Source organism: Maritimibacter fusiformis (assembly GCF_008086115.1).
Classification (GTDB): domain Bacteria; phylum Pseudomonadota; class Alphaproteobacteria; order Rhodobacterales; family Rhodobacteraceae; genus Muriiphilus; species Muriiphilus fusiformis.
Genome location: NZ_VSIY01000015.1, coordinates 158,218 through 171,270 on the forward strand (window position 1 = coordinate 158,218; position 13,053 = coordinate 171,270).

A 13,053-nucleotide genomic window follows, 5' to 3' on the forward strand; every position below is an offset into this window, starting at 1 on the left:
CCGGGAGGAAGAACATGAATCAAGTAGCAGACAAACCGCGCATGCCTGACGAGATCGGCGTTCCCGACGCGTTTCCGTTCATGCATCCGGTGCTCAAGGCCAACTATGGCAATTGGGACTGGCACGATCGCCCGCGTCCCGGCGTTTTGCACCACGTCTCGAAATCCGGCGACGAGGTCTGGACCGTGCGGGCCGGCACCCAGCGCCAGATGGACGTTTTCACGATCCGCAAGCTCTGCGACATCGGCGACGATTTCGCTGATGGCCATGTCCGCTTCACCACCCGTTCGAACATCGAATACATGGTGACCGACCCGGCCAAGGTCGATCCGCTGATCGAAAAGCTGGAAAGCGAGGGCTTCCCGGTGGGCGGCACCGGCGCCAGCGTCTCGATGATCTCGCACACCCAGGGCTGGCTGCACTGCGACATTCCGGGCACCGATGCCTCGGGCGTGGTGAAATCGCTGATGGATGTGCTCTATGATGAGTTCGTTCAGGAAAAGATGCCGAACCGCGTGCGCATCACCACCTCGTGCTGCCAGATCAACTGCGGCGGCCAGGGCGATATCGCGGTGAACGTGCAATACACCAAGCCGCCGCGCATCAACCACGACCTCGTCGCCAACGTCTGCGAGCGCCCGGCCGTGGTGGCGCGCTGCCCGGTGGCGGCGATTCGTCCGGCAATGGTGAACGGCAAGCCGTCGCTGGAAGTGGACGAAAAGAAATGCGTCTGCTGCGGCGCCTGCTATCCGCCCTGCCCGCCGATGCAGATCAACGGCAAGGAAGAAACCCGGATCGCGATCTGGGTCGGCGGCAAGCACTCGAACGCGCGCTCCAAGCCGACCTTCCACAAGCTGGCCGTGGCCAACCTGCCCAACAACCCGCCGCATTGGCCGGAGGTTGCCGAGGTGGTGCGCAAGATCGTGCATGCCTACAAGACCAACGCCAAGCATTGGGAGCGGATGGGCGAGTGGATCGAGCGGATCGGTTGGAACCGGTTCTTCGACATGACCGGGCTGGCCTTCACCAAGCATCATCTTGACACATGGACAGGCGCTCGCAAGACGATGAACATGTCTGCACACATTCATTTTTGATGGGGTGATGCAGTGAAATTCGGAGTTCTCGTCAGTGAAGGGCCGTATACGCACCAGGCGGCGGATTCGGCCTACCATTTCGTGACGGCCGCGCTTGCGGCCGGCCACGAGGTGCCACGCGTGTTTTTCTACCACGACGGTGTCAACGTCGCGACGCGACTGTCGGTGCCGCCACAGGACGAACGCAATATCCAGAAGAACTGGACGGCCCTGGCCAAGGAGCACGATGTCGACCTGGTGGTCTGCATCGCCGCGGCCCAGCGCCGCGGGATGCTCGATGCCAACGAGGCCGAGCGCCAGGGCAAGGATGCCAACAACATCGCCGAGGGGTTCCGGATCTCCGGCCTCGGGCAACTGATCGAAATGGGAATCCAGACTGACCGTCTGGTGACCTTCGGGGACTAGGGGGCTGCCATGTCCGAGGTGAAAAAGTTCCTCTATGTGAACCGCAAGGCCCCCTACGGCACGATCTATGCGCTGGAAAGCCTGGAAGTCGTGCTGATCGGGGCCGCGTTCGAGCAGGACGTGCGGCTGGCCTTCGTCGATGACGGGGTGTTCCAGCTGACCAAGGGCCAGAGCACCGACGGGATCGGGGTGAAGAACTTCTCGCCGACCTTCCGGGCGCTGGGCGACTACGACGTGAACAAGCTCTACGTCGAACGCGAAAGCCTCGAGGAGCGGGGCCTGAGCGAGGACGATCTGCAAGAGATCACGTACGAGGACGAGGACGACGACTGGGAGGAAAAGCCGTCGATCCACATCATCAGCCGCGCCGAGATGGCGGACGTCATGGCCGATGCCGACGTCGTGCTGAGCTTTTAGGGAGGGGACGGAATGTCTACGCTTCACACCGTGAACAAATCGCCCTTCGCGACCCAGGCGCTGATCAGCTGCCTGAATCATGCCAAGGCCGGCGATGCGATCCTCATGATCGAGGATGGCGTCTATGGCGGGCTTGGCGGCACGGGATTGACCGAGATCATAGCGGAATTCGGAAAAAACGTGTCGCTTTACGTGTTGTCGCCCGATCTCGCCGCGCGCGGAGTGGATGCCGGTCGGCTGATCGGCGGCATCGAGGGTGTCGACTATTCCGGGTTTGTGGATCTGGTCGCCAAACACGACCGCACCCAGGCCTGGCTCTGAGAGACCTAGTTCAAAAGAAGGAAAGCGAACATGGCATACCAAGTTAACGGCCAGACGGTCGAACACGACGAAGAAGGCTACATCACCAACCTGGGTGACTGGTCCAAGGAACTCGCCGAGGTGATCGCCGAGGCCGAGGAGATCGAGATGGACGACGAGCGTTGGGAGGTCGTGAACTTCCTGCGCGAGTATTACGACGAGTACCAGATCGCCCCGGCCGTGCGCGTGCTGATCAAGGCGCTGAAAAAGTCGATGGGGCCGGAAAAGGGCAACAACAAGTACATGTACGAGCTGTTCCCCTATGGCCCGGCCAAGCAGGCGTGCAAGATCGCCGGCCTGCCCAAGCCGACCGGCTGCGTCTGACAAATATCCGCACCCCGGCCGCAAGGTCGCGTCCGGGGTGCCCTGAGTTATCCTAATGCCCTGAAAAACAAAAACAATTGGGCAAACGACGGGAGGAGTCCGCGTGCTTGCCACGATCTACGCCTTGCTGTTCTACGGCGCGACGATCCTGCTTGTCGTCGGCATCGCGATGCGCATTCAGCGCTATGCGCGCATACCGGCCCCGTTGAAAATCCCGACCACGCCGGCCCCGACCACGACCGGCGGCGTGGTTCTGCGCATGGCGCGCGAAGTCATCTTTTTCGAGAGCCTGTTCAAATCGAACAAGTGGATCTGGCTGTTCGGCTGGACCTTTCACATGGCGCTGTGGCTGGTTCTGGCGCGGCACGTCCGTTATTTCACCTTCGATGTCTGGTGGTGGGTGCAGATCGTGCAGCCCTTCGGCACCTATGCCGGGTTCGCCATGGTCGCGGGGCTGATCGGCCTCTGGGCGCGGCGCTTCCTGGTTGACCGGGTGCGCTATATCTCCAGCCCCTCCGACCACCTGATCCTCGCCCTGCTGGTGGCGATCGGGCTGTCGGGCCTGACCATGCGCTTTGTCGCGCATACCGACATCGTCGCGGTCAAGGCCTTCATGCTGGGGCTGATGCGGCTGCAGATCAACGAACTGCCTGCCGACCCGATCCTGCTGACGCATCTGGGGCTGGTGGCGATCCTGATGATCATCTTCCCGATTTCCAAGCTCATGCATGCGCCGGGCGTGTTCTTCAGCCCGAGCCGCAACCAGGTCGACAACCCGCGTGAACAACGCCACCTCGCCCCCTGGGCGGCAGAACTGGAGAAGTGATCCATGGCTGACGGCGACAACCAGATCCCGAAACTGGACGATGCCCTGCAGGTGCCCTGCATCAAGCCGGGCTCGATGGACGGGTTGCAGCCCTTCCTGGCCTCGCCCGAGCACCAGGAGGCGCTGGGCTTTCCCGGTGAGCTGGTGCCGGACTGGAAGGAACGCGCGCTGGCCAAGATGGAAGAACTGGCCGAGAAGAACAGGGCGTTTCAGGTCTATCTGGACATCTGCGTGAAATGCGGCGCCTGCACCGACAAGTGCCACTATTTCCTCGGCACCGCCGACCCGAAGAACATGCCGGTGGCGCGGCAGGATTTGTTGCGCTCGGTCTATCGGCGCTATTTCACCTTTGCGGGCAAGTATTTCCCCTGGCTGGTGGGCGCGCGCGACCTGACCGAGGACGTGTTGAAGGAATGGTATTCCTACTACCACCAGTGCTCGGAATGCCGGCGCTGCTCGGTCTATTGCCCCTATGGCATCGACACCGCCGAGATCACCATGGCGGCGCGCGATATCCTCGCATCCGTGGGCATGGGCCAGAAGTATTCCAACGAGATCATCGGCAAAGTCCACTCGGTCGGCAACAACCTGGGCCTGAACCCGAAGGCGCTGGGCGCGACGCTGGAAGGGCTTGAAGAGGATATCGAGGACGACACCGGCATCTCGGTGCGCATCCCGCTCGATGAAAAGGGTGCCGACATCCTGCTGGTCACGCCTTCGGCGGACTTCTTTGCCGAGCCGCATATCGACGGGCTGATCGGCTATGCCAAGGTGTTCCACCAGGCGGGCGTGAGCTGGACGCTGTCGTCCTATGCCTCGGAGGCGGCCAATTTCGGCCTGTTCATCGGCAACTACGAGAACATGCGGCTGGTCAGCCAGCGCATCCGCAAGGCGGCGCTGGACCTTGGCGTCAAGCGGATCATCTTCGGCGAATGCGGCCATGCCTGGCGGGTGGCCTACAGCTATCTCAACACGCTGGCGGGGCCGTGGGATTTCCTCGATCAGAACTACCCGATCCCGCAGCATATCCTCGAGTTCACCTGGAACGAGATCCAGAAGGGCACGCTGACCTTCGACAAGTCGAAGAACGACCACCTGAACATGACTTACCACGACAGTTGCAACGTCGCGCGCGGGTCGCGGATGGGCGACATGCCGGGCGGGCAGTTCGAGATTCCGCGCAACGTGATCAAGGCGGTCTGCAACAATTACGTCGACATGGATCAGGACACGATCCACGAGGCAACGCTGTGCTGCGGCGGCGGCGGGGGTCTGTTGACCGACGACCTCATGGACCTGCGCATCAAGGGTGCGAGCCCGCGGATGACGGCGCTGCAACAGGTCACCAAGGATCACGGCGTCACCCACATGGCGGCGATCTGCGCGATCTGCAAAACGCAGTTTTCCAAAGTGATGCCGAAATACGGCTACGAGATGGACTCGGTGGTTTCGGTCCATCAGCTCGTGTCGAACGCAATCATCCTGGACGGACAGGAAACAGAGGACGACGCCCCCGAGGCGGCGGAAGCGGAGGAGTAGGACATGAACGACATGACCCCGGAGAAGAAGCTGACCTTCCGGCGCTTCGAAGAAGGTGAGACGCCGGACGATTGGGATCTGGAGGAAAAGATCTTCCAGGCCGATACCAGCTACAAGTGCCCGACCTACGTTCACAAGACGCCGCCCTGCCAGGGTGCCTGCCCCTCGGGTCACGAGATTCGCGGCTGGCTGTCGATCGCGCGCGGCATGGACAAGCCCGCCGATCCCGACATGCCGTGGCAGGAATACGCGTTTCAGCGCATGGTGCAGGCGAACCCCTTCCCGGCCACGATGGGCCGGGTCTGCCCCGCCCCCTGCGAAGCCGGGTGCAACCGCAACGAGGTCGACGATTACGTCGGCATCAACGGGGTCGAGCAGTATGTCGGTGACTGGGCCAACGCCAACAACGTGAAGATGGCCGCGCCGGGCGCAGACACCGGCCGCAAGGTCGCGGTGATCGGGGCCGGCCCCGCCGGTCTGTCGGCCGCTTATTTCCTGCGCCTCGACGGTCACGCCGTCACCATCTTCGAAGCGCACGGCGAACTGGGCGGCATGATGCGCTATGGCATCCCCGGCTACCGCACCCCGCGCGAGATGCTCGACAAGGAGATCGGGCGCATCATCGACATGGGCGTCGATGTGCGGCTGAACACCCGGGTCGGCACCGATGTTTCGCTCGAAGAATTGGACAAGGCGTTTGACGCGGTGTTCTGGGCGCTGGGCGCGCAGAAGGGCCGTGATTTGCCGATCGAGGGCTGGGAGGGCACCGAGAACTGCATCAACGGCATCGAGTTCCTCGACGCGTTCAACCAGGGCTACGTGCTGGGCACCGCCAAGAAGGTCGTGGTGGTCGGCGGCGGCGACACCTCGATCGACGTGGCCTCGGTGGCGCGGCGGCTGGGCAAGATCACCGGCGTGAAACCGTCCGAGCATCCCGATGGCACGGTGATCGACTGGGCCGCACATGACGTTGCCGGTTCGCTGATCCGCGAAGGGATGGAGGCCACCCTGACCTCGCTGTTCCCGATCGAACAGATGACCGCCGCCGAGCGCGAGCGCGAGGACGCCAAGCGCGAGGGCATCGACCTCAAGGGCGGGGTCATGCCGCTTGCCGTCATCAAGGACGACATGGGCCGGGCGACCGGGCTGAAGATGTGCGAATGCGTGATGAAGGGCAACGTGCCCGAGCCGGTGGAAGGCACCGAGTTCGAGATCGAGGCCGACATCATCATCGCCGCCATTGGCCAGATGGGCGACCTCGAAGGGGTCGAGGCGCTGGACAACGGGCGCGGCTTCATCGACACCTCGCCGACCTACCAGGTCAAGGACCGCGAAAAGCACTTTGCCGGCGGCGACATCATCCGCCCGCACCTTCTGACCACCGCCATCGGCCACGGTCGGATCGCGGCCGAGACGATCACCGAATTCCTCGATGACGGCTCGATCGACAAGCGCCCCAAGGTGGACGTGCATCACTTCGATCTGCTCGAGGAACTGAACCGGCGCGGCAAGCAACCGGCGGCCTATGCGCATGGGCAGACCGGCGGCACCGACAGCGCCGACTGGGCCATTCACAACTACGAAGACCGCTCATCCAGCCAGATCATCCCGCATACCGAACTGTTCAAGGGACATTTCAACTTTGTCCCGCGTGAGGTTCGCCAGGAGATCCATATCGAGGGCGACGACGTTCTGGGCAACTTCGAAGAACGGATCATCGCCTATACCGAGGAACAGGCACAGAAAGAAGGCGAGCGCTGCATGTCCTGCGGCATGTGCTTTGAATGCGACAACTGCGTGATCTACTGCCCGCAGGATGCCGTGTTCCGGGTGAGCAAATCCGAACGGACCGTCGGGCGCTATGTCGACACCGATTATTCCAAGTGCATCGGCTGCCATATCTGCGCCGATGTCTGTCCGACCGGTTACATCAAAATGGGGCTCGGGGAGTAACCATGCGGCTGGTTTTCGCTTTCCTTGCCGCCATGGGAATTGCCGGGGTAGCGGCGGCCGAGGGGCCCAGGCCCATCGTGCCCGCCGCAACCGGTGAACCGCACCCCGAGGGGAATGAGTATTGGCGCAAGCATCACATGGAACTGATGCGCCATGACCGCGACCTGACGCTGCGCGAAGGCGTTCGGGATATCGAGGCGAGCCTTGGCCAATGTTTCGACTGCCACGCGGTTCAGGACGAGACCGGTGCCCAGCTCACGGCGGCGGACGAGGGGCATTTCTGCCGGGTCTGTCACGACTATGCGGCGGTTCAGGTGGATTGCTTCACCTGCCACCGCTCGACCCCGGACGGGGACAAGCTCTATCGCACCATGGCAACGCCTGCGGATCACAATTCGATCGCGGCCTACCTGGCACGCCTGTCGGAGGAGGAAACCGAATGACGAACCGGGCCGAAATGACCCGCCGCGACATTCTGAAATCCGGCGCGGCGGTGGCGACGGTGACGCTAGCCGAGGGTGTGACCCTGATGGCCTTTGGCGGCTCGGCTGCCGAGGCCGCGGGGGCGGATGCCGGCAAGCGCTGGGGCCTGCTCATCGACGCGTCGAAATGCGCCACCGACTGCAACGATTGCGTGACCGCCTGCAAGGTCGAGAACGGCTGGGGGTCGGAGGCGGAGAACGCCCATATCGACCCGGAACAGGCTGCGCAGTGGATTCGCAAGGTCACGCTCAAGGACAAGGAAACCGGCCGCGTCACCTCGGCCCCGGTGATGTGCCAGCATTGCGAGGAACCGCCCTGCGTCGACGTTTGCCCCACCGGCGCCTCGATGCAGCGCCCCGATGGCATCGTGCTGGTCGACAAGCATATCTGCATCGGTTGCCGCTATTGCATGATGGCCTGCCCCTACAAGGCGCGCTCGTTCGTGCATGAACCGCTGACCGACCAGAAGGCGAATTCGCCGCGCGGTCAGGGCACGGTCGAAAGCTGCAACCTCTGCGCCCCGCGCATCGACACCGGGCGGATACCGGCCTGTGTCGATGCCTGCGAAAAGGCCGGGCATTCGGCGATCCTGTTCGGCGATCTGAAAGACCCCGACAGCCCGATCTCGAAGGCACTCAAGACCTATCCATCGGTGGCGCTGCGTGACGATCTCGGGCTGAACCCGGGCGTGCGCTACACCAATCTCTGACGGGGACGTTCAATGGCCATGGATCAGACCATCTATCGCGAACTCAAGGCCACGCCGGGTGTCTGGCAGCTTGGCGTTCTCTTGATCGCCTTCATCGCCGCCGCCGGCGGCGCGGTGCTTTACATGGAGCATCACGGCCACGCCGTCACCGGCATGAACAACCAGATCGTCTGGGGCCTGCCGCATGTGTTCGCGATTTTCCTGATCGTCGCCGCCTCGGGCGCGCTGAACATCGCCTCGATCGCCTCGGTCTTCGGCAAGGCAGCCTACAAGCCAATGGCGCGGTTTTCCTCGCTGCTGGCAATCGCGTTGCTGGCGGGGGGTCTGGCGATCGTCGTGCTCGACCTTGGGCGACCCGACCGGCTGATCATCGCGATGACGACATACAACTTCTCGTCGATCTTCGCCTGGAACGTGCTGCTCTACACCGGTTTCATGGGCATCGTCGCGATCTACCTGGTGGTGCAGATGTTTCGCCGCATCGACTACCGCATCGTCCGCTCGGCGGGGTTGGTCGCCTTTCTGTGGCGGCTGGCGCTGACCACCGGCACCGGGTCGATCTTCGGCTGGGTGGTCGCACGCCCCGGCTATGACGCCGCGATCATGGCGCCGATGTTCATCGCGATGAGCTTCAGCTTCGGCCTTGCCGTGTTCATCCTGGTCACGCTGGTGCTGTTTCGCCTGAACGACCGCCCGGTGGGCGAGGAACTTCTGAAGCGCCTTGGCCGGCTTCTAGGCATCTTCGCCGCCGCCGTGCTCTACTTTGTCGCCGTGCAGCACCTGACCAACCTCTATGCCGCCGAACACATCGCGGTGGAGCGGTTCCTGCTACTTGATGGCGGGGTCTACACCCTGCTGTTTTGGGGGGTTCAGGTGATACTGGGCGGGCTGGTGCCCATCGCGCTGGTGTTTCTGAACCCGTCACGCTCGTCCACCATCCTCGCCTCGGTGCTGGTGGTGATCGGCGGTTTTGCGCAGGTTTATGTGATCGTCGTCGCCGGGCAGGCCTATCCGCTGGAAATCTTCCCGGGCTACGAAGTGCTCGAAGGTTTCCACGAAGGCGTGGTCAGCCCCTACACGCCGTCGATCTGGGAGCTTATGTTGGGTCTGGGCGGTGTGGCGCTGGCGCTGTTCGCAGCTGGATTGGGGGCAAAGGTGCTTCGTGTCCTGCCGACGAACCTGTCGGATGCCAATGTCGCCGCGAAAGGCTGAGGACAGAGGGCTTCACCATGAACATGCACACCAACGTCGACGCCACCCACCCGCACCCGTTTTCGCGCTTTGTTGCGATCCTGGGGCGGGGCAAGACCAAGCAGCGCGACCTGACGCTGGAGGAAAGCCGCGAAGCGATGGCGATGATCCTGCGCGGCGAGGCGGTGGCCGAACAGATCGGCGCGTTCCTGATGCTTCTCCGGCTCAAGGAAGAGGCGCCGGAGGAAATCGCGGGCTTTGCCCTTGGCACCCGCGACACCTTCAAGCGGCCCGCCGATCTGCCCAAGGTCGACCTCGACTGGTCCTCCTATGCCGGCAAGCGGGTGCAACTGCCGTGGTATCTGCTGTCGGTGATGGCGCTGGTCGGCGCGGGTTACCGCGTGGTGATGCACGGCACCGAAGGGCACACGCCGGGGCGGGTCTATACCCGCGATGCGTTGGAGGCGCTGGGCCTGCCGGTGGCGAACAGCTTTGACGATGCCGCCGGGCAAGTGGACGGGCAGGGCTTTGCCTATATCCCGCTCGAGGTGATGAGCCCGGTGCTGCGCGACCTGATCAACCTCAGGCCCATCCTCGGCCTGCGGTCGCCGGTGCACAGCTTTACCCGGATGCTGAACCCGCTCGACGCGCCCGCCGTGATGCAGGGCATCTTTCACCGGGGCTTCATGGAGGTTCACGCCGGCGCGGCGCAGCTCATGGAGATCCCCGCAGCCTCGGTGTTCCGCGGCGACGGCGGCGAGATCGAGCGGCGGCCGAACAAGCCGACGCAGGTCTGGACCACCCATGGCGCGGGCGAGCCCGAGGTCGAGACCTGGGCGGCCACGCTCGATGACGGCCACGCGCCGCCGGACCAGGTGATGGATGTCGGGCGGCTGATGCCGGTCTGGCGCGGCGAGGATCAGGACGAATACGCCGAGCACGCGATCATCGGGACCATGGCGATTGCCCTGAAAACCATGGGCAAGGTCGACACGATGGCTGACGCCGAAACGCTGGCCCGCGACATCTGGGACGGACGCGACAAGGCGAAGCTGCCGGTTCGGGGATGATACCGGCGCCGCGTTTCCTGATTGCGGCCGCGCACAAATCCTCGGGCAAGACGGTGGTGTCGACTGGTCTGGCCGCGGCCCTGACGGCGCGGAGACTGAAGGTTGCGACCTTCAAGAAGGGCCCGGACTACATCGACCCGATGTGGCTGGGCGCGGCAACCGGGCGGCCCTGCTACAATCTCGATTTCAACACGATGGACCGGGACACCTTCGCGCCGTTCCTCGCCTCGCGCGCGGGGGGCGCAGATGTGTCTCTGATCGAGGCCAACAAGGGTCTGTTTGACGGTGTTTCGCTCGACGGATCGGACTCCAACGCCGCACTGGCGCGGCTGCTGGGCCTTCCCGTCATCCTGGTGATCGACACAAACGGAATGACGCGGGGCATCGCGCCGCTGCTCTTGGGCTACCAGGCGTTCGACCCTGACGTTAACATCGTTGGCGTGATCCTGAACAAGGTCGGCGGGCCGCGCCATGAGGCCAAGCTGCGCGCGGCGGTCGAGACCTATACCGACGTGAAGGTGGTCGGCGCGGTTCATCGCAACTCGGCGCTGGAGATCGGTGAGCGGCACCTGGGCCTGACCACACCGGCGGAGACCGGCGAATTGGGTCGGCGGATCGACGAGATCGGCAGAATCGTCGGCGGATCGGTCGATCTCGATCTGCTGATCGACCTGGCCAATGCCGCGCCTGCCCTGTCCGACCCACCGCCCGCCGCGCCCGACCCTGCCCCCGACGTGACCATCGCCATCGCGCGCGACCGCGCCTTCGGCTTCTACTACCCCGACGACCTTGAGGCCTTCGCGGCGGCGGGCGCGCGGCTGGTGCCGTTCGACACTCTGCGCGACAGTGCCCTGCCCGCCTGCGACGGGGTGCTGATCGGTGGCGGGTTTCCCGAGATGTTCGTTGACGCGCTTGCGGCAAACGCCGCGCTGCGCGCCGATATCAGGGCGAAGATCGAGGGCGGGCTGCCCGGTTATGCCGAATGCGGCGGGCTGATGTATCTGTGCCGGTCGATTCGGCATGGAGAGGCGGCTGGCGAGATGGTGGGCGTGGTGCCCGCCGACGCGGTGATGCACGCACGGCCACAGGGGCGCGGCTATACCCGGTTTCGCAACACTCCGGCACACCCGTGGCCCAATGGCACTGACGCCCAGGCGGCGCATGAATTTCACTATGCCCGGCTTGAAAACACCGACGCCCCGCTGACCTTCGCGCGTGACATCCTGCGCGGACATGGGGTCGACGGCGACCATGACGGGATCATCGTCCACAACCTGCTGGCCGGGTTCTGCCATCTGCGCGCCACCGGGCCAGCGCCCTGGGTGGCGCGGTTCGTCGAATTCGTGCGGGCGCGCAAGATCAGCCAATAAAAAAAAAGGCCCCGCCGATCGGCGAGGCCCGGTTTTGTCTCGGGTTGGCGTTCAGCTGACCTTGATCTCGAACTTGTAGACATCGCCTTCGTTCGACTGACCCATCAGCTGGTTGCCGGTCTGGTTGCAGAACGCCGCCATGTCGGCGACCGAGCCGGGGTCGGTGGCGAGCACTTCGAGCACCTGGCCCGAAGACATGCCCTTGATCATCTTCTTGGTTTTCAGGATCGGCAGAGGGCAGTTCAGCCCTTTTGCGTCAAGCGTTTGGTCGGCCATTCGGGTCTCCTCCGGAATATTTGCGCGTTCGTATCAGATATAGAGGTTGATATCAGATTTCAGCGCCTCTTCCATGTAGGTCGCGGCGCCGCCGATCTCGATATCCTCGATCAGGTCTTTCTGGTCCATCTCGAACAGATCCAGCGTCATCTGGCAGGCGATCATCTTGATGTCCAGATCAACGGCGGCCTCGCGCAGCTCGGGGATCGAGGCGACGCCTTTCTTCTTGATCAGGTTCTTCATCATGGTGGTCGCCATCCGGTCGACGCCCGGAATCGCCGAGACGATGTTCGGCATCGACATGTGCATCCCCGCCATCGGCATCTGCATTCCCGGGTTGCCAAGTGTCGAGATCTTCAGGTCCAGGTCCTTCTTGAGCAATTGCAGCCCGTAGAAGGTGAAAAACATCGTCACCTCGACATCCATCGCTGCCGCGGTGGTGCCCAGGATGAAAGGCGGGTAGGCCCAGTCGAGCGTGCCCTTGGTGACGATGATCGACATCCGTTTGGTGTTTTCGCCAGCGTCAAGCACGGTGGCCCCTCCCTTGGTGAGTATTTGGGTATCGAAATTTTTGAATACAAAACCCCGCTACGTCAAGTAGACTCTGCATAGCAAGCAGGATTCGCGACCAAAGATCGCGGATCGCGAGGGAGGGACGATGCGAGGTGAGGAACTCATAGAGACAGCCGAGAAGGCGTGTGAGCTTCTGCGCGTGCTGTCGAATCCGAAACGGCTGTTGATCCTGTGTCATCTCGCCGATGGCGAGTTGTCGGTGCAGCAGATCCAGAATGCCACCGGGCTGGGCCAGTCGACCGTGTCGCAGCAACTTGCCATCATGCGCGGCGAACGGCTGGTCAGCACCCGCCGCGAGGCGCAGTCGGTGTTCTATTCGCTGGAGAGCGGCAAGGCCCGGTCGGTGATCGAAGCGCTGCAGGACATCTATGCCCCCGACCCGTCACGCAACAGGACGGCGCTGCATGGCTGAGCAGCATTTGCCCAGAAAGTGATTGCACCGCGCAACATTTGTGCGATG

At 63.3% G+C, this 13,053-nt stretch carries 16 protein-coding genes; 14 read left to right on the plus strand and 2 right to left on the minus strand.

The window, feature by feature from the left end; all coding sequences use genetic code 11:
* Window positions 1-14: 14 nt before the first annotated feature.
* The 13 genes from dsrB (at window position 15) to FVF75_RS15580 (ending at window position 11,744) form a co-directional block, all read left to right on the plus strand.
* A complete protein-coding gene (dsrB, locus tag FVF75_RS15520; RefSeq protein ID WP_148379654.1) occupies window positions 15-1,097 on the plus strand; it encodes a dissimilatory-type sulfite reductase subunit beta in 1,083 nt (360 codons plus the stop codon).
* Window positions 1,098-1,109: 12 nt separating this feature from the next.
* Window positions 1,110-1,502: a sulfurtransferase complex subunit TusD gene (gene tusD / locus FVF75_RS15525; protein WP_148379656.1), complete on the plus strand. Its 393-nt coding sequence runs from the start codon at window positions 1,110-1,112 to the stop codon at window positions 1,500-1,502.
* Between the two features lie 9 nt (window positions 1,503-1,511).
* Window positions 1,512-1,919 (plus strand): sulfurtransferase complex subunit TusC, encoded by a 408-nt coding sequence (gene tusC / locus FVF75_RS15530; RefSeq protein ID WP_148379658.1) that lies wholly within the window; start codon window positions 1,512-1,514, stop codon window positions 1,917-1,919.
* A gap of 12 nt (window positions 1,920-1,931) precedes the next feature.
* Window positions 1,932-2,240 carry a sulfurtransferase complex subunit TusB gene (gene tusB, locus FVF75_RS15535; protein WP_148379660.1) on the plus strand — a complete coding sequence of 103 codons (309 nt, stop codon included), beginning with the start codon at window positions 1,932-1,934 and terminating at the stop codon, window positions 2,238-2,240.
* A 30-nt stretch (window positions 2,241-2,270) separates the two neighbouring features.
* Window positions 2,271-2,603: a TusE/DsrC/DsvC family sulfur relay protein gene (locus FVF75_RS15540; protein WP_148379662.1), complete on the plus strand. Its 333-nt coding sequence runs from the start codon at window positions 2,271-2,273 to the stop codon at window positions 2,601-2,603.
* A gap of 103 nt (window positions 2,604-2,706) precedes the next feature.
* The gene (locus FVF75_RS15545; RefSeq protein ID WP_222861237.1) at window positions 2,707-3,429 is read left to right on the plus strand and encodes a respiratory nitrate reductase subunit gamma; all 723 of its coding nucleotides are present in this window, start codon (window positions 2,707-2,709) and stop codon (window positions 3,427-3,429) included.
* A 3-nt stretch (window positions 3,430-3,432) separates the two neighbouring features.
* Window positions 3,433-4,968, plus strand: a complete 1,536-nt coding sequence (gene dsrK, locus FVF75_RS15550) for a sulfate reduction electron transfer complex DsrMKJOP subunit DsrK (RefSeq protein ID WP_148379664.1) — start codon at window positions 3,433-3,435, stop codon at window positions 4,966-4,968.
* 3 nt (window positions 4,969-4,971) lie between these two features.
* Window positions 4,972-6,921, plus strand: coding sequence for an NAD(P)-binding protein (locus FVF75_RS15555; protein WP_148379666.1), 1,950 nt, complete (start codon window positions 4,972-4,974; stop codon window positions 6,919-6,921).
* Window positions 6,922-6,923: 2 nt separating this feature from the next.
* Window positions 6,924-7,364, plus strand: a complete 441-nt coding sequence (locus tag FVF75_RS15560; RefSeq protein ID WP_148379668.1) for a hypothetical protein — start codon at window positions 6,924-6,926, stop codon at window positions 7,362-7,364.
* Complete coding sequence (dsrO, locus tag FVF75_RS15565; protein ID WP_148379670.1) at window positions 7,361-8,113, plus strand: sulfate reduction electron transfer complex DsrMKJOP subunit DsrO; 753 nt, start codon at window positions 7,361-7,363, stop codon at window positions 8,111-8,113. Before FVF75_RS15560 ends, dsrO begins: the two co-directional genes overlap by 4 nt.
* 12 nt (window positions 8,114-8,125) lie before the next feature.
* Entirely contained in the window at window positions 8,126-9,325 is a 1,200-nt protein-coding gene (gene nrfD, locus FVF75_RS15570; RefSeq protein ID WP_148379673.1) for an NrfD/PsrC family molybdoenzyme membrane anchor subunit, read from the plus strand.
* A 17-nt stretch (window positions 9,326-9,342) separates the two neighbouring features.
* Window positions 9,343-10,374, plus strand: coding sequence for a glycosyl transferase family protein (locus FVF75_RS15575; protein ID WP_148379675.1), 1,032 nt, complete (start codon window positions 9,343-9,345; stop codon window positions 10,372-10,374).
* Window positions 10,371-11,744: a cobyrinic acid a,c-diamide synthase CobB gene (locus tag FVF75_RS15580; protein WP_148379677.1), complete on the plus strand. Its 1,374-nt coding sequence runs from the start codon at window positions 10,371-10,373 to the stop codon at window positions 11,742-11,744. The genes FVF75_RS15575 and FVF75_RS15580 overlap by 4 nt, the downstream gene beginning before the upstream one ends.
* A gap of 51 nt (window positions 11,745-11,795) precedes the next feature.
* Here FVF75_RS15580 and FVF75_RS15585 read toward each other — a convergent pair whose 3' ends face one another.
* Both FVF75_RS15585 and dsrE2 read right to left on the minus strand, forming a co-directional pair.
* Window positions 11,796-12,020 (minus strand): sulfurtransferase TusA family protein, encoded by a 225-nt coding sequence (locus FVF75_RS15585; protein WP_148379679.1) that lies wholly within the window; start codon window positions 12,018-12,020, stop codon window positions 11,796-11,798.
* A 33-nt stretch (window positions 12,021-12,053) separates the two neighbouring features.
* Window positions 12,054-12,551 carry a sulfur carrier protein DsrE2 gene (dsrE2, locus tag FVF75_RS15590; RefSeq protein ID WP_246138112.1) on the minus strand — a complete coding sequence of 166 codons (498 nt, stop codon included), beginning with the start codon at window positions 12,549-12,551 and terminating at the stop codon, window positions 12,054-12,056.
* Window positions 12,552-12,678: 127 nt separating this feature from the next.
* Here dsrE2 and FVF75_RS15595 point away from each other — a divergent pair, with 127 nt between their 5' ends.
* Window positions 12,679-13,005, plus strand: a complete 327-nt coding sequence (locus FVF75_RS15595; protein ID WP_148379682.1) for an ArsR/SmtB family transcription factor — start codon at window positions 12,679-12,681, stop codon at window positions 13,003-13,005.
* Window positions 13,006-13,053: the final 48 nt, after the last annotated feature.